General features: G+C 58.5%; 14 protein-coding genes and 5 pseudogenes. 8 read left to right on the plus strand and 11 right to left on the minus strand.

The features are described from left to right. The first annotated feature begins 73 nt into the window (after positions 1-73). The 3 genes from NKH23_RS32915 to NKH23_RS34745 all read left to right on the plus strand — a co-directional run bounded on the left by NKH23_RS32915 (position 74) and on the right by NKH23_RS34745 (position 1,464). Positions 74-439, plus strand: coding sequence for an MIT C-terminal domain-containing protein (locus NKH23_RS32915; RefSeq protein ID WP_353036500.1), 366 nt, complete (start codon positions 74-76; stop codon positions 437-439). A gap of 430 nt (positions 440-869) precedes the next feature. Then, positions 870-1,244: a DUF1403 family protein gene (locus NKH23_RS32920; RefSeq protein ID WP_502912398.1), complete on the plus strand. Its 375-nt coding sequence runs from the start codon at positions 870-872 to the stop codon at positions 1,242-1,244. Continuing rightward, the gene (locus tag NKH23_RS34745) at positions 1,225-1,464 is read left to right on the plus strand and encodes a hypothetical protein (RefSeq protein ID WP_502912399.1); all 240 of its coding nucleotides are present in this window, start codon (positions 1,225-1,227) and stop codon (positions 1,462-1,464) included. Before NKH23_RS32920 ends, NKH23_RS34745 begins: the two co-directional genes overlap by 20 nt. Here the strand turns inward: NKH23_RS34745 and NKH23_RS32925 are convergent. The 3 genes and pseudogenes from NKH23_RS32925 to NKH23_RS32935 all read right to left on the minus strand — a co-directional run. Then, positions 1,455-2,042: pseudogene (locus tag NKH23_RS32925) on the minus strand (IS5 family transposase); the annotation flags it as partial. The gene NKH23_RS34745 and the pseudogene NKH23_RS32925 overlap by 10 nt on opposite strands. A gap of 573 nt (positions 2,043-2,615) precedes the next feature. Continuing rightward, positions 2,616-3,434 (minus strand): IclR family transcriptional regulator, encoded by an 819-nt coding sequence (locus NKH23_RS32930; RefSeq protein ID WP_353036502.1) that lies wholly within the window; start codon positions 3,432-3,434, stop codon positions 2,616-2,618. Between the two features lie 433 nt (positions 3,435-3,867). Continuing rightward, on the minus strand, positions 3,868-4,863 hold the full coding sequence (locus tag NKH23_RS32935; protein WP_353036504.1) for a D-alanine--D-alanine ligase family protein: 996 nt from the start codon (positions 4,861-4,863) through the stop codon (positions 3,868-3,870). A gap of 11 nt (positions 4,864-4,874) precedes the next feature. On the opposite strand from NKH23_RS32935, the gene NKH23_RS32940 reads away from it, so the two are divergent. Then, positions 4,875-5,006, plus strand: a complete 132-nt coding sequence (locus NKH23_RS32940) for a hypothetical protein (protein ID WP_353036506.1) — start codon at positions 4,875-4,877, stop codon at positions 5,004-5,006. An 87-nt stretch (positions 5,007-5,093) separates the two neighbouring features. Here NKH23_RS32940 and NKH23_RS32945 read toward each other — a convergent pair whose 3' ends face one another. The 6 genes and pseudogenes from NKH23_RS32945 to NKH23_RS32970 form a co-directional block, all read right to left on the minus strand. Further along, complete coding sequence (locus tag NKH23_RS32945) at positions 5,094-6,089, minus strand: IS110 family transposase (RefSeq protein ID WP_353036508.1); 996 nt, start codon at positions 6,087-6,089, stop codon at positions 5,094-5,096. A gap of 723 nt (positions 6,090-6,812) precedes the next feature. After that, a complete protein-coding gene (locus NKH23_RS32950) occupies positions 6,813-7,520 on the minus strand; it encodes an ABC transporter ATP-binding protein (RefSeq protein ID WP_353036520.1) in 708 nt (235 codons plus the stop codon). A 90-nt stretch (positions 7,521-7,610) separates the two neighbouring features. Then, on the minus strand, positions 7,611-7,832 hold the full coding sequence (locus NKH23_RS32955; protein WP_353036522.1) for an oligopeptide/dipeptide ABC transporter ATP-binding protein: 222 nt from the start codon (positions 7,830-7,832) through the stop codon (positions 7,611-7,613). Between the two features lie 116 nt (positions 7,833-7,948). After that, positions 7,949-8,584: pseudogene (locus NKH23_RS32960) on the minus strand (ATP-binding cassette domain-containing protein); the annotation flags it as partial. Then, positions 8,581-9,315 (minus strand): ABC transporter permease, encoded by a 735-nt coding sequence (locus tag NKH23_RS32965; protein WP_353036510.1) that lies wholly within the window; start codon positions 9,313-9,315, stop codon positions 8,581-8,583. The gene NKH23_RS32965 and the pseudogene NKH23_RS32960, both read right to left, overlap by 4 nt. 84 nt (positions 9,316-9,399) lie before the next feature. Continuing rightward, positions 9,400-10,350: pseudogene (locus NKH23_RS32970) on the minus strand (ABC transporter permease). A 107-nt stretch (positions 10,351-10,457) separates the two neighbouring features. Between NKH23_RS32970 and NKH23_RS32975 the strand changes: the two are divergent. The 4 genes from NKH23_RS32975 to NKH23_RS32990 all read left to right on the plus strand — a co-directional run bounded on the left by NKH23_RS32975 (position 10,458) and on the right by NKH23_RS32990 (position 15,005). Beyond that, entirely contained in the window at positions 10,458-10,643 is a 186-nt protein-coding gene (locus NKH23_RS32975) for a hypothetical protein (RefSeq protein WP_353036512.1), read from the plus strand. A gap of 88 nt (positions 10,644-10,731) precedes the next feature. After that, a complete protein-coding gene (locus tag NKH23_RS32980; protein ID WP_353036514.1) occupies positions 10,732-12,105 on the plus strand; it encodes a serine hydrolase domain-containing protein in 1,374 nt (457 codons plus the stop codon). A 1,137-nt stretch (positions 12,106-13,242) separates the two neighbouring features. After that, complete coding sequence (locus tag NKH23_RS32985) at positions 13,243-14,088, plus strand: IclR family transcriptional regulator (RefSeq protein WP_353036516.1); 846 nt, start codon at positions 13,243-13,245, stop codon at positions 14,086-14,088. 65 nt (positions 14,089-14,153) lie between these two features. Then, a complete protein-coding gene (locus tag NKH23_RS32990) occupies positions 14,154-15,005 on the plus strand; it encodes a sugar phosphate isomerase/epimerase family protein (protein WP_353036518.1) in 852 nt (283 codons plus the stop codon). A gap of 3 nt (positions 15,006-15,008) precedes the next feature. Here the strand turns inward: NKH23_RS32990 and NKH23_RS32995 are convergent. Together NKH23_RS32995 and NKH23_RS33000 are read right to left on the minus strand one after the other, a co-directional pair. After that, a pseudogene (locus NKH23_RS32995) lies at positions 15,009-15,227 on the minus strand (IS3 family transposase); the annotation flags it as partial. 109 nt (positions 15,228-15,336) lie between these two features. Next, positions 15,337-16,000 (minus strand): annotated as a pseudogene (locus tag NKH23_RS33000) (IS30 family transposase); the annotation flags it as partial. Positions 16,001-16,407: the final 407 nt, after the last annotated feature.

A 16,407-nucleotide genomic window follows, 5' to 3' on the forward strand; every position in this document is an offset into this window, starting at 1 on the left:
ATCATGCGGCGACCGATGTTGACCGCGAAGACAACCGTGTACCCGGCCAACGCATCTCCGAGCGCGAAGATACTTGACGTCCCCACCGCGATTAGACAACCTCATTACCGGTGCCGACGATACCTATCCCGAAAAGCAGCAGTCCAATCTGATCGCCGTTGAGACCGCCGGCGCGGCGGCAGGGATCAAGTTTACCTGGGAAATCGATAGGACAAACACCATCCACGCTCGCCATATCACCAGCGACACGGGCTGGAAGATCAGCCTTGATCGCGGCCTCGACATCTTTCAGAAGTTCGAGATGAACGATGTTTTTAGCTTAGCCAATCGGTTGCAGGCTTACCGCCAAGTCAAAGCCTTCGAGGTGACGTACCTACGCAAAGCGTTGGATCAGCGTAGGTCCCCCTGCGGAAAGCAGGTAGGCGTTCCCAGGTTTTGATCGGTTGGCTAGAGCGCAAGCGCCCTTTGAGCTTGAACCTCGAACAAGGACGCGAGCTTTGGGCCAGCCCCAGCAAGCAGGTCTCGGATCTGCGGATCGTCGGGCATCGGTATATCGCCAGCGACCGGTCGCTCCTATTCCTCGCGTGTGAACGATCCGGCCGCCGCGTCATCGCCAGCCTTGACGGTTTGCATCCGTTCATTTCCCGATTGCCGAATGCGAAGCGACAGGCGGGCGCTTGGACAGATCCTGTTCGGGAGTGTCGTAATAGGTGGATCTCTGCTGAAGGATGGTGGGCGAGGACCCGAACGGATTTTTCGCGTTTTTGCCGGTACGTCCGGCAAGGCAAGCTTACCGGACATGATTGTGTGGCGACAGGTGCGGCGGATTGCTGCCATTTGTGTTGTAATAAGCGCCGCAATGCATCATCATGTCGACGATGATTCTGCGCCCGAACTCGCCCCAACGCCGTCACGTCACGCAGTCCGGCGCCGCTCCGACTGTCACCGTGCCGAGCTGGCTGCGTAAGGCGGTCGAGGCGGCGCAAACCGTCGAGGATGCTGCCCTCGCCACCGGCGCGGCCATCGCCACGCTGGATGCGGTGGTGCGCCGCGACGAAAGATGGGCCGGCGCCTGGCGGCAACGCCTGGCGCTTTCGGCCGCCGCGGTGACGGCGAAGCGGACCGGTCGCGTCGAGGATGAAGCGGCCCTGCGCGACGCCTTGCTGCTCACACGACCGGGCGATGATGTCGGGCCTGCTGGCCGTGCTGAACGACGACGAGGCCGTGAGCGTTATCGCAGATGACGTGGGACAGCTTGCAGGAAGCGAAAGCCCAGTCGGGATGCTGACCGGCGCCTACGCGGCCGTCGAGGGCCACGGCCTGCCACGCGCCATGGGACCCTGGCTTGCCGACGCCTTGCTGGCGCAGCGGCTCGGCTGGAGCCATGCTGAGCAGGGAGCCAAAGGGGGGCAAAAGTTCCAGTCGGGCGCGCCTCCCGGCGGGTACCCCTTCGGCCGGTCGTAGGCGCCGTCGGCGAACAGATGTTCACCCAGGGCCAGCGCTTGCGGATACCATCCAGGATCGCCTGAGCGCCAGCGCTGTCGGAGATGTCGGCCGGCGTCAGGTTGATCATCAACAGCCGCCCATCCGTATCGACGGCAATGTGTCGCTTGCGGCCGACAATCTTCTTGCCGGCGTCGTATCCTCTTGTTTCCGCTTGCGGAGCCTTGACCGACTGGCTATCGATCACGCCCGCCGTGGGACTGACCTCGCGCCCGGCTCGTTCGCCGGTCCAGCATCAGCGCCACGTCGTGAATGGTCTGGAACAGAAACCGCCGCGCCAACTCGCGAAACCAGCCGTAGACCGTCTGCCAGGCGCCGAAATGGATCGGCAGCATCCGCCAGCCGCAACCCGAGCGCACAAGGTAGCGCACCGCGTTGATCACCTCACGGAAATCAACCTCGCGCGGACGGCCGCGACGCCCAGGCTTGGGCATCAGCGGAGCGATCTGTTCCCACTCCTCGTCCGTCAGATCGGACGGGTAGCGCTTGGTCTTCGCGGCGATCTTGGCCATCCGGCCTCGGCTCTGTTTGGTCCACATCCACAGCTTGAATCACAAACCAGCCTCCGCCGAAATCCCATTTTTCCGATTTTCCAAACGGCCTCTAAGACCTCGCTAAACTGGGGGAAGATATCTCCAAAAAATCAGTCGAAACATAAACTAAGGGTCCGGAGGCCCCCGTCTGGTATTCTATCAGAAGGAGTCGCGGAAAAGCTCCTTGGTGTTTTCTCTCGTCAAGGTGACAGGGTTTCCGCCTGCGCTAGGGTCCTGGATGGCCATGGCTGCGAGTTCCTCGATGCGGTCGCTGCCCCGCGCTGGATGCGATGGCGAGGGCTTGCAAAGGCAGGCGTTCAAATTCGCCTCACCGCCATCTCCTACAATATGAAACGCAGTTTGAAGGTCATGGTCATCGCTATGGCTGGATAGCGGCAAAAACACCACTGACGCTCACACGAGAGCATCAAAAGACACAGCCGACGATGTCGGCGCTGATATCGATGCGACCTTTACGCTGGAAGTCGAAAAGATCAAACAAAATCACTTGAAGCGGCAAACGCTATGCGTCCAAGGAGTGGATTTCAGATGTGACTTCTTGCAAGCTCGGACATTCCGTCATGACGAAGTGCTAATCATCATTGATCCGGTCGATCTTGTCCGGAGCCTGACCGGCCAAATCTGAGCGAGTTCCATAGCGGCTCGGTTAAGAGCGTCACCCAGTTCTGGCCAACGATCCGGTGTAATTCGAATGAGCGGGCCTGCGACAGAAATTGTTCCGACAACCGGGGCATCCTCGGCAGAACTCGCTCGGAATGGTACCGCGATAGCCGCGGCACCGGCTTCAACTTCTTCGACCGACGTTGCGAAACCCCGTTCTCGCGCTTCGACTAACCGAACCCTCAGTTCGTCGACAGACCGAGCCGCGTTCGGCCCCAGCCTACATGTTGCGCCAAAACCACGGGAGTAAACGATTTCCAGCGCCTCCTCCTCCGGCAAGGTAGAAAGCCAAGCTTTTCCGTTAGCGGTTGCGTGAAGAGCGATTTCCTGTCCCATGTCTGGATCGTAACGCAAACCAGCGATGGCGCCCTGTGCCTTCGCCACCCAGACTAGATCCCGATTTTCCAGGACAGCAAGACGGCAACATTCCTGCGATTCTGTGGCCACTCTGTTCAGAACAACCTGCACAACGTCCAGGAAATTGCGTGAGTCGAGATTGCGGAATGCCAATGTGCTCATTCGAAGCGACAGCGCATAGTTCTTGCTTTCGGCATTTTGAATGACCCATCCGTGATTCAACAGCGTCGCAATGAGCCGATGAACCACGCTGGCCGGCATATTGAGGCGATGAGCAAGCTCCGACAATCCGATAGGCTCAATTTCGCCCGCTAAGACCTCTAGTAAAGCAAGGCAACGGGAGACAGCAGCAACAGTCAACTTGATTGTCTCCTTCCCGAGCAACTTCCGAGTTTGCCTCCTCGCTCCGTCCCCGTTCCCGTGGCTTCGGTAATCGAAAATGTGCTTGCGGCCGTTGTGAGCACCAGCTTCAGCATTGAGAATGAATAGCTGGTCTGCCCCACCGGTATGCGCTCCGCTACATCCTCTCGGGTCGTGGCAGAATCCTGCCTCAGCCGGGTCGGCAGCGACTTCCCGCTTTTCACGCGAACCCACGGTCATAAGAGTTATGTGGCCGAGCCGATGCGCCCGACGCTCGCCCTCTAGACACCCAACCTGCGGATGAGAGTCTGATCGACCCTCGTCTCTGAGCTCCACCCCCAGCCCTGTGCAGTTTCTGCCGATCCGACTGCTTCGCAAACCTGCTAAGCAGCCGATCTCCTCTCTCCCTCTGCTTGACAGGGAACATGAGAGACTAGGGGATGCCGAATCCGAAACACCGGGTGTGGGCGACATTGAGGATACGATTGATCAAGCTTGAGAAGCTATATCCGGCGGTCGTTGCGGCCGTGACATAACTGCTGTGCATACCGAGCGACGGCGAGTTCATCTCTAGGACAAACGGCTGGCCGGAGCGATCGATCCTGAGGTCGACGCGTGCGAAGTCTCGGCAGTGACAGGCACGGAAGGTCGCAACCGAAATATCCCTCAGCACAGTCGCGAGGCTGCTCCCGATTTGAGCCGGGCAAATCTTCGGCACCGCCGCGGCGGCCACGTATTTCGCCTCCCAATCCATAAGACGCTTTTCGCGGTCGCCGAAATCTTGCTCCACCGGAGGAAACACCTCCGGCTCCTCGTTTCCGAGCAACGCGAGAGCAATTTCCCGCCCCTCAATGTATTCTTCAACGAGCGCATCCTGCGCATACTGCCTAGCGATCACTTCCACGGCCTGTTTCAACTTAGAATGTTCATGAACGAGCTGCAATCCGAGGCTGCCGTCTTCGTAGCGCGGCTTGACTACCACTGGGAATTGCAGGTCGGCGGCATTCTCGGTGCCGCGACGCATGACGCGAAAGTTCGGCGTCGGCACGCCCTTATCGCGGAGAAGCATTTTGGTAATGACCTTGTCGGTCGTCAGCCCGATCCCGAGCGGGCCAGATCCAGTGTATGGAACACCGGCCATCTCAAGCATGGCAGGAACGTGGGTTTCGCGCGTTTCGCCCTGAATTCCCTCCGCCAAGTTGAAGACCATTCCCGAGGGGCGGGCTTGCGGACCAGGTGGCATGAATCGCTCGAGCGTGGCGAGCAGTCGTTTATCGCCTTCACACACTAGCGTCTCGTGGCCGCCCTGTTGAAGTGCTGCCACTATGTTTTCTTGCGTGCGGCGCTCCGGGGGCGGATGCGGACAAGGCTGACCGAACCGGTTGATTACACCGCTAAAATCACTGTTCGTCACGATGGCTACTCGCATGAGCTACTCCAATGAAAGAACTCAAGGGCAGAATCGGCACTTTTTGCCGTTTGTTTCCCGAGTTCGGTTGTTTGACCGGCATTTCTACCGATCGGCAAAACTCTCCCTTTCGCAGGGCAGGCTTTGCCGCCCTGCGGTTCTGAACCAATCTCCAATCCGTGACCCTGAAGCCGTCTCGCTTTCGGCTTCGGTCACTTAGATGCGTTCGGCTCCCGGCTACCCATTATCCTTTAGGAGGCAGCCCGGCCTCCCGGGCTCGCTAGTTTGTCATCAGGCCAGCCGAATATCATTGACGATGCGTCTTCCTCGATGTCGGCGCCGCGTCGCTCGAAGGGGCGCCGGTCGCGCAGGATCGCGAAGGCGATGGTCAAAAGCTTGCGCGCGATCGCAACGCGGAATTTGTTCGTTCCCCTGAACTTCAGGTGCTCGTCGATCAGCCGGGCGAAGAACTCACCGATGCCAGGGATCGTCTTCGGCAACTTTACATTGGCGTTGGGCCTGGTCATAACTCGGATGGTGACTTCCGAATGCCTGATCCGCCCGTCGATGTCGCTGATGAAGTCGAGGCCACGATCGATCTGGATGCAGTCGATCTCCGACACGCTGAGCGCCGCGAGCTGCTGGCGGCCGGCCTTGCCGAACAGATCGCCGAGCTTCCGCAACTGCGCCGTCTGCTCCGGATAGCGGTCGAACACCGTAACGATCCGGTTTTTCACAATCGTGCACAGCCGCACGTAGAACATGCGCTCGCGAAGTGCGGTGCGCAGTTCTCGAGCCTTCTCTCCTGGAGCCCACCCCTCGGGAACCAGATCGGCCCGAAGAAGGTGCGCCAGCACCGTAGCCTTGATCTTGTCCGTCTTGATCTTGGCATCGGCGATCGCCTTCACCTTCAGGGGATGAGTCAGCACGACGTCGTCGCAGATGTCGTCGAGCCAGTCGTACATCACCATCCAGTTGCGGGTCGCTTCCACGATCGCATGTGAGTTCTCCCCATATCGCTCCAGAAACGAACCCAGGGACTGGCGATCGTTCTTCACCCGACCCGACCGCAACGTCTTGCCGGCCGCGTCCTCCACCACCAGTTGGCTGTAGCTTTTATGGTAATCAACGCCGATGTGATAATCATAGGATGTAGTCCCGCCTTGCTCTCCTTCCTTGAGTTCTTCCAAACCTAGGAAACTTAAGCCAAACGGCGCAAGGTGTGACTGTCCCACGATCATCTGCATTTCAGTGATCCGTTCTTCCAGTGGGCGAGGCCTCTTCCATGCCTCCTCCTTTGGTGTTTGCTTGCTGTCACGTTCATTCGCTCTGATTTTGATTGCTTATGGAGGGCAGCTCTCTGGACCCCGCGCCCGCACCGGTACGGCCGGCAACCGGCGAGCATGCAATCGGCGGGCCAACGAACAGGTGGTGCGAGTAAGAGGGCAAAACCATGTGTTTCGAGCCGGACGCGGAATACTTGCGCGTCAGTGTGTCAGGTTCCGAACACAGACTCCTTCAATCGGACACAGATGAACACACAACAGAGGTCGGCGTTGTCACGTTGTTTGAAATTTGGCCCCGTGAGGCCGACACCGCGTTTTTCAGGCAGGCCGTGCGCTTACGGCTTCCCACGCGGCCATTGCCTGGCGTCGATGGGTTCGAATTTATGCTGCGGAGCGGTTGGTCTGGGATGGGACGAAGAGGTTTGGGACGGCGGAGAAGATCGACACGAAATAGTGCTTGAGTCGACCGACCGGAACCTTGTCGCGTTCACTCCCGTTTTCGGGACGGGAGGTGAGAATTCTCGCCCGGTTGTTCAAGCGTTTCTGCCAGCGGTGTTGCACGTTCGGCATGAGCTGTGGTCGCCCCGCAGGAGCGCAGCTTGCCAGTTATCATACGCTTTGGCGGCAGGAGGGGTCAATTTCTCATTTCGCCTGACAGAGTTGCCTCAGCGAGCTTCACTTTTATCACTCCAACGTCTTCCTCAAGACATGGCTTCGAGAGTTTTGAATCCGCTCCTCCAGAATGGCTTTTTGCTTGGGGTGGGGCGGGTCGCGTGCGACGTTGAGGTCGTGGGAGATCAAGACCAGGCCGACACCCTGTTCTTGCCGGAGATCACTCAGCAGGTTGAGAATCTGCGCTTGTACAGAGACGTCTAGGGCAGATGTGGGTTCGTCGGCTACGATCACAGCCGGTTGCGCTGCGAGGGCTCGAGCAATCCCCACGCGCTGACATTGTCCTCCGCTGAGTCCGCTTGGGCCCTTAAGCTGGGTCTGCCCACTGATCCCGACACGTTCGAGGAGGGCCCGTGCACATTCGGTCGCCTCTGCCTTTGTGATCCGACCACAACACTGGTAGACCTCCGCGACTGTGCTCAGCGCCGATAAGTGTGGGTTTAGCGCTGAGTATGGGTTTTGGAAAACTATTTGGACTGCGCGCCGCAACGGGTTGCGTCTGCCCACCTTGCTCCAGTCTTGGCCACCGATCGTTACAGTCCCGGCGGTGGGTGTGAGCATCCCCACGAGCAGGCTGGCGAGCGTGGATTTGCCCGAGCCACTCTCACCTACTATACCGACCGCCGCGCCTTCCGGAACGGCCAGGCTAATATTCTTAACGACCGCTGGACCAGAACCGTAGGCAAATGTGACGTTGGAAGCGTACCCCGCGGCGACGATGGCCCACCGATGTAACTATCGCCATGGTTCATCGGAAGACCCTCTCGAAAAAGACGGTGTGCTTCGGCGTCATGACGATAAAAGCCTTTTCTAGTTAACGTCCAAAGTCAGCAGCTCGTGCGAACGGTGACAAGCCACAACGAGCGCGTCACCAGTCGTTTCGAGTGTGGGAACTTTGGCACTGCATCGGCTGTCCACGTGTGGACAGCGCGATGCGAAGCGGCACCCATTCGGCCATGTTTCAGGACTTGCTGGGGCCCCAGGTATGCCAATGAGTCGCTCGGTACGACCGATCGTGGGACGGGCCTTAATGCCTGCGTGTAGGGATGCCTTGGCTGACGGAGCACGGTTTCCGTTGGTCCTCGTTCAACGATCATTCCGGCGTACATAACGGCCACGAACTGCGTCGCTGCTGCAATGACGCCGAGGTCGTGGCTGACGAGAATCAGGGCCATATTTTCCTCTTGGGAGCATCGACGCAGCAGCTCAAGGATGTCCTTCTGGACGGAGACGTCTAGTGCCGTCGTCGGTTCGTCCGCGACCAGCAGCTGGGGCCGCCCGGGGATCGCGAGGGCGATCATCACCCGTTGCCGCATACCGCCCGACAGCTCGTGTGGATATTGGCGCAGGATGCACTCTGGGTCGGGAAGCCCCACACGTTGGAGAAGATCGATAGCACGTGCCTTCGGTCGAACGGCGCTGTCGGCGTCGAGCGCTATAATGATTTCAGTCAAATGGCTGCCAATGCGCATAAGTGGGTTCAGCGTCGTCAATGAGTTCTGCGGTACGAGGGAAACGACGCGACCGTATAGGTCCTTTTTACCATAAGCCTCAGGCGAGGTGGCCTCCTGGCTGCCGAGCCATAGCTTGCCGCGACTGATGCGTCCACCGATCGGGGAGAGCAATCCGGCCAGCGCGCGGCAGGTCAGGGTCTTCCCTGAGCCTGTTTCTCCGACGATGCCGAGCGAATGGCCCTTATCAACTTCGAGATCCATGTTTGAGACAAGCTCAAGCCCCGCGATTTCGATGGCGATGTTTGAAGCGCAAAGCAGCGTTTCCGTCATGGTAGCCGCGGCCTCCGTGGGTTGGAAACGAGCGAGTCAACGACCAGCATAACTCCGGTGCCGAGGACCATCAGTACGCCGGCTGTGGTCAGCGATATCCACCAAGCCTGGAGCAGCACCCCACGGCCTTCATACATAATGCTGCCCCATTCCGGGGTCGGTGGTTGCACATCTGCCCCGAGGAATGGCATTGCCGCAATGAGGGAAACTAGACCTAGGGCGTCGGCGACGGCGTAGGTAGCCGTCGTGGGCCAAACTGAAGGTAGGACGTGACGGATAACGATCCGAGCTTGGGAGAAGCCAAGGATTCGAGTGGCCGCGATAAAATCTTCTTGCCGCACTACGTGGGTGCGTGCTCTGGCGAGGCGCGCATAAGTCGTCCAGTTCACGCTCCAAACCGCCACCAGGACCGAGGCCCCTCCTGGCGGTAGCGGCGGCACCCGGGTGTCTGCACCGATGATAACTACGATCATGAGAACCAAGATAACAAAAGGGAACGCGATCACGCCGTCAGTCAATCGCATAGTGACGGTATCGATGATGCCATGGGGGCTCGCGCCGACCGCCGCACCAATCAATGTGCCACTGATGAACGGCACCAGTGCGCCAAGGGCGGCGAGCGCAATGTCCAAGCGACCAGCGGTGAACACGCGTATGAAGACATCGCGCCCAACCATATCGGTGCCGAATAGATGCTCGGCAGATGGCGGTTGGAGGGGAAGGGCGATCAACGCATTCGGATCTGTTTTGTCCAGGATCGGTATCAGCCACAGGCTCAGAAATGATAGGGATTGTGGCTGTGGTCTCGGTGGACATCAGTGAGTTCTCCTTATCCGCGGATCCACAGCGATGTTGAGGAGGTCGGCCAGCAGGTTAAACAAGACGATCGACACCGCCGTCACCAAAGCAATCCCCTGCATGACCGGTAAATCCCGCGTGGCCATTGCTTGCAGCAGCTTGGATCCGAGCCCGGGAACTGCAAAGATCGTCTCGACGGTCACAGCTCCGCTGACTAGGATCCCAGCGTTGAAGCCGACGAGCGTAATCACCGGCAACAGCGCGTTGGGAAGGACGTGGCGCAATACGATGCTGCGCAGGGGCACTCCGCGTGCACGTGCCGCTTCTATGAACGGCTAGCCGATCGCGTCAAGTGCGGCCTGACGCACTGTTCGCGCGATCAGGGGCCCCAGATACGTCGTCAGCGCGAGGGCCGGAAGCCAGACATATCTTGCGTTCTGCGGCCAGGTCCCAGCCCATCCTCCCGCGGGGGCGAGCCTTAGTTTCAGGGAGAGAAAGTAGAGAATTATTAGAGCGGCCATGAAACTGGGCAGAGCCAACAGCACCGTCGTCCCCAACCGACCAACGAGGTCCGCTGCGGTCCCGCGTACGAGCGCTAGCCACAGTCCAACCGGGACACCGGCAACGAGAGACAGGACGATCGCGACCGCAGCGAGGCTTGCTGTCACCGCAAACCCGGGAGCGATTAGCGACACAACTTCTCGACCACGATAGGCGAAAGACGTGCCAAGATCGCCTTGAAGCAGTCGGCCGAGCGACCCAGCGATCTGTTGGATCACCGGTTGATTCAGGCCAAGCTCGTGTCTCAGCGCTTCTACAACTTCCGCGGGTGCCTTTTCACCCAGGATTGCCCTTGCTGGATCGCCCGGGACCAGACGCACCAGGAGATTGGTGCCAACTGTCGCAGAAAGGTCATTGACAATAATTGCCCCGGTGCAATAGCGTTCCGAACTGGAATCGTCTTCCATTCTTTAAATGCATATCAATAGGTTGAGGACGGCAGCCATAGCTTCGTTCATGTGGGCGCTGCCCTATCTCGGCAGCTCAGAACAAGCAAGACCACCGGGAGAGAAGTATGTCGATTAAACATAAGGTGTTGGTCGTGATTGTCGGCGCATTGCTGGCAGCGACAGGACACGCGAATGCTTCGGACAACAAGGACGGCTGGAAGGATTCATTGGCGAGCCTGCTGAACGGGAAAAGCCGATCGTTTGGGGGCAACCCGAAACTTGCGTGCATTGCTGGTTTTTCACCCGCTTAAACCAAGCGCTCGTGGTTGCCCGATCGATTGCAGAGAACCCTCCTGCCTGCACGAAATGGAATATAATTCTACAAATTAAGAGATGGTAATGCACCGCGACGAACCTCATGAAGGCAACAAAGCCGTTGCTCGGCAGTTGCAGGAAACTCATCGCGCCGCGGAGGCCACGAGGAGCCCGCTCCCTTATACCTCGACAGATGCCAAGGTCGCTCGCGCGAATAACGTCGGCTCCGACTGGCAGCCTGATCCAATGAGGCCCAGCGCGCAGACGATTCCGCCGGTGGGCTGGGACATCTCGCCGTACAACAGCTGGACGTGGCAGCGAGTGCGCGAGTCGACGCCGACAGCATCAATTTGGCGCGGTCAAGGACCTGTCCTGCCACTTCCCCAGCGGCTCTCGGATATCGATGGCATCGAGTTCGAGGCCAACGGCCGGCGTTGCACCATCCGCCAGTTTCTGGACAGCAGCTTTACCGATGGCTTCCTTGTTCTGTCCCGTGGCGAGATCATAGCCGAAACGTACATGAACGGCATGGAGCCGCACGTCCAGCATTTGGCACAATCCGTGACAAAGTCTATCACTGGGACATTGTTCGGCATACTCGTCCACAAAAGGCTGATCGACACGGACAGCCTGGTGACCCGGTATCTGCCCGAACTGGAAGCAACTGCTTATCGCGGCGCCAAGGTTCAGCATTTGCTGGATATGACGGCGGGGGTGAAGTATGCGATAGCCAATACGACGTCTCATATCGACGAGCAACTCAAGCCCGCCGCAACGTGGTGGGAGAATGAGTACTTAGAAAAACTGGCAATGGGATGGTGGCCGATGGATTATGCCAAGTATCCCGACTACCCTAAGAATACATGGGAAATCATCCTGAGGCTGACTGAGCAGGAGGCTCCGCATGGCGCACGCTTCAGCTATCGCGGGATTGAAAACGACGTACTCGGTTTTATTATGCAGCGTGTAACAGGAAAGATGCTTCCGGAGCTCTTCAGCAGCGAGCTGTGGGAGCCCATGGGAGCCGAAGAAGACGCCTATATCACCGTCGACCAAGCGCGGTTTGCGCTCACTGATGGCGGCTTCAATGCGACCCTTCGTGACTATGCCCGGTTCGCGCTGCTGCACCTGCGCGGCGGATACTTAAATGGGAAGCAAATCGTTCCGTCGGAATGGATTGACGAGACGCGAGGGGCTAATGACGATCTGTTCCGCATATTCGGCGGCGAACGATCACACTTGCGGAAAGGTGCTTATCACAACACGTTCTGGATCGAGAACGCGGAACGGCGCGCTTTCATGTGTAGCGGGTACGGCGGTCAGCTCATCTTTATCGATCCACAAGCTGACTTCGCGGCGGTGAAACTGTCGCACCATCCGGATGTTGGTGTCTCCGGTCGTTCGGCTGAGGCGCTGGCAGCGATCCACGCCATTCGGGATGCCTGGGCAAGCTGCTGATTGGTGGTCCTGCCCGGGTGGGTAGGCAGAACCTCAGGCTATGTGGCAATGATAGCGGTTTGCCCAGGTGGCCGGTACCGTCCCAGCGCTCGACCGGGCTTAGTTACCTGCCTGAGGTCGGAGGTGCAAATGCGGCGGCTGTTCCGCGAGCGCGGCCCGCTCATCCGTCCTATCGGCAACGTTGCGCGCCCTCGGGGAGTGGGCTTGTGCCGCTTTCTCCACTTGCATTTCGTTGGTTTAAGTCGGCGACGCGCTGCTCTCGACCCAAGCATATCCGTTTCGAAAGCTGTTTAGCTTGCCGCTTAGCCTAATACAGGAGAACATGATGAATGAGCGACTAACGATGCCGCCAACCGCCTAATCACGAAAAAGCGCGATTCCAGCGCGGATCCGGTAAATCTATGGGGCCTGAATTCACCACAAACGCGTATGATATCCAAGCATGTGCCCAGCCTTTGTTAGGCGTAAATGTGGTGGGCTGGAAGGCGACTCTGTAAGCCGATCCCTCCGTACTATCCGCCCCCATTTTTGATTGCGATCTTCTTCTCGGGCGAGACAGGAATGCAAGATGGCGTGGAGTGCGAGGTGGCTTTCGTGACGACACTGCGCTCGGGCCGCGACCGGTAAGTGGCAATACGAGAGCAGATGTTATACCTTGAATTGGTGGCGTCATGGCTGCTTTCGAATGCTAGACTGCCGGTTAGTGGAATTGTTTCAGTCGCCGACGCCGCACCTGCTGGCAGACAACCTTGGTAATGGCGGTGTCGTGTTAGGAATGGCAAACGCTTCGTGGCTGGAGCACAATCTTCTCGAAATCGCTGTCGAGTTGACCGTGGATAATGTAACCGTACTCGCAAGGCGCGGTGGACTTCCAATAGGAGACCGTTTGATCTCGTGTGGCACTCGCCAATCATCTCGCTCATCGCGGAAAAGTCTTGGAACCAGGTCAATTTTTCATGTTCCTATAGTCGAAGCCGGGTAGCACTTACTGGCGACTTTCGATGGCTTCGGAAATGCTGGTCCCCATGTCGTCCCTGCACAAAACGATTACGTCCGGCGGGTACAGGAGTTTTTACCTTGGAAACGTATTCCATTTTGGAAACAACTCATTTATCTTGTAAAGAACGGAGAGGCTAGGTGACTGTCGCTGCTGTATCCAGATGTCTGACCCTGTTGGAGCTGCTTGCGGGCGAACGTGAGTCTGTGGAATTATCAAATCTTGCGGATCGGCTGGACATGCCTGCCAGCGCGGTCCACAGGCTCATTGCGACGCTGGTGAACCATGGGTGGGTTATCCAAGACGATGCCAGCCAGAAATATGCGCTGTCGCTGCGAATGAGCACCCTGGCCTTCCGGAACTTAGATGCCCGCAACGTACCGGACGTGGTCCAATCGGTCTTGACCGGGTTGGCTGCGGAAACACGGGAATATTGCCGTCTTGCTCTTTTGGAAGGTCGTGACTTGGTCTGGGTCGCCAGGGCACAAGGTGCTGTCACCGGGTTACGGTACGATCCCGATATGGGGCAGGAAATAGTTCTGCATGCAACTGCTAACGGAAAGGCTTGGCTATCCACATTACCGGAGGAAGAGGCGCTCGAACTCGTCTACTCCCGCGGGTTTGGAGCAAGGCGCAAACTCGGGCCGAACTCGGCTCGTTCGGTCGACGAGCTACGAGGTCGGCTCGAGGAAACGCGACAGCGGGGCTTTGCCACCTCATTGGAAGAAGCTGAAACCGGGACGGCCGCGGTCGCCGTACCATTCCGGGCCAGCTCTGACCCGCATGCACCGGTTGCCGGCACGATATCAGTCGCGGGCCCGCTTATCCGCATTACACCCGATCGCTGGCCAGAATTAGCGGACGCGCTAAATCGAGCGGCGACGGAACTCAGCCACATCTGGCCACTTCGAAGCCGTCAGCGGACGATGACACCGCTGACTATTGCAGCAGGAGTGAGGGTAGCCAAGAGAGCGCAGTCTGCGTGACAGCATAACCAGCTCGCTCGAGCGCATTTCCTCCGTTCGGCGACCGCAGAAACTGAGGTTAGCGGATGACGACTATCGTATTCAACCATGCCACGGTACGCGAACGCGCCGACATGCTGAGCTTTGTGCGGCTGAGCGCTGAGCGAGGCATCGATACGGTTTCCATCTGGGGAGACGAGATAACGAAGGTTGGGGAAGCAAATGCTCTGGCCGCATTGCGCGACCATGGTATGAAAGTTTCGGGTTACAATCGTATTGGCCCGTTTGTGCCTGAGTACTTGGGCCGTGCGGAAGCGGAATTGGAAAGGGCCGCGCGGTTTGGCGCCGACCATGTATTCCTATTCACCGGGGGGCTCGCAGAAGGGGAGCGTGGGCTAGCGGCAGCACGGCGGCGGGCGGAAGATCAGATCGGCCGGCTACTGGAAATGGCCAGGCGCATAGGGGTCAAGCTTGCTATCGAGGCCTTGCATCCAATGCTTGCCGGCGACCGCACCGTAATCACAAGTCTAACGTCTGCCAACGACCTGTGCGCAGCTTTTGGGCCGGGAATCGGCGTGGTCGTGGATGTCTACCATCTTTGGTGGGACGAGCGACTGGAAGCAGAGATTATACGCGCTGGCCAAGCTGGGCGGCTTCTTGGCTTTCACGTCAATGACTGGCTGCTGCCAACCCGCCATCTCATGAGCGATCGCGGAATGATGGGAGATGGCATTATCGACTTGCCGGCCGTAGAAGGCATGATGCGACGAGCAGGGTTCCGCGGTCCGATTGAGATTGAGATCTTCTCTATGGACTGGTGGGCTCGTGATCCGGCAGAAGTAATGGATATCGCCATCGCGCGTTGCCGGCGTATTTTTGGCGAAAAAGCGGTGGAAGCAAGATCTAATCAACGCCAAATCGTGCTCCAGGCGCCCTAGAGCGTTTGGTCCCGGCATTTGCTGGAGCGGATTGATTTTGAAGCGTTCCGGTTGTGACGCCCACGCCTTGCAGATGAACTCGTAGGGCGTGAGATCCTTGAGGGTCTTGAGCCTGCGGTCGAAGTTGTAGGCGGCAACGAAGTCGGCGAGATGGGTGCGTAGTTGGTCATGGCTCTCGTAGTAGAAGCGCTTGACGGTGGGGTCCTTGATGGTCCTGTTCATTCCACGGCTCATGCTCGCTTGGATATCGTGACGATTCAGAAGTTCGGAGTACGCTCCGCACGCGTATTGGGCGGATTCAAGCGGTCGTCGCAACACCGATTGTGTTCACTCACGACAGCAACTCGTCAAGCGCCTCTGCGGGCGTTTTCCAGCCCAGGTCTTTCTCGGTCTGGCATTGAGGGCCGCAGCCACGGCGGCGATCCCGTCGGCGCTATGGATGCTCAGGTCGGTGCCTTTCGGGAAGTACTGACGTAGCAGCCCATTGGTGTTCTCGTTGGTGCCCCGCTGCCATGGGCTTTGCGGATCGCAGAAGTAGACTTGGACGCCCGCGCGATCTTGAGACGATCGTGCTGAGCCATTTCGGCTCCCTGATCCCAGTCAGCGAACGGCGCAGTTCTTCGGGCAAGGTGATGATGGTCCGCGTAATTGCGTCGCGCACGGCTTCGGCCCCGTGTCCCGCGAGAGCGGGTCCATTTTTCATGCGCGGAGCTTCGCCATGCCCCATGCCCCGCAAGCCGGGGAAGATGGAGTAGCATCGTGAAGCGTGTCGTACGTTCAACCAGCGTGCCGATCGCCGAGCTGCCAAGACCAAGGATGAGGTCTCCCTCCCAGTGACCCGGCACCGCGCGATCGGCCGCTTCGGCGGGGCGTTGACTAATCATGATCTCCGGCGAGACAAAGCTCTTGCCGCGCCTGAGTACGCGCGCCCTGGGGACCCGCAGCACGCGCCCCGTTCGCAAGCAGGCCGGCAGTTCGCGGCGTAGCGCTCCCCGGGGCGATGATCTGCGGTGGAAAGCGGTGGTTCTTGTAACTGATCGTCGTCGAGCTCATCCTCGCCCAATTATCCGTCAACCGTTAAGCTGCAGACAACGTGACATCGCCCTTCAAACTCCTGCAAGGAATTCGACAAAAATAGCGACACCGCCTAGCCGCAAGCTCCCGCTTGAAATTTAATCCTTTGCCTGCACATGGCATGATTGTTGCTTTGCATCTCGGACGTTCACTGAAGCAGAATCTTCCAGCGCACATAGAATCCAAAAATAGTGCCTGATCGATACCGATATGGCCTAGGGCCTGTGAGATTCATCGTGAGTTTATGACGGCGGCTGCGAGATGGATGATTGCGTTGAAGCTCTGGTCGGTTTTGTCAGCTCGCATTGCGATGCGTTTGAACTCCTTG

It is taken from the genome of Mesorhizobium sp. M1328 (assembly GCF_040318075.1).
Taxonomy (GTDB): Bacteria; Pseudomonadota; Alphaproteobacteria; order Rhizobiales; family Rhizobiaceae; genus Mesorhizobium.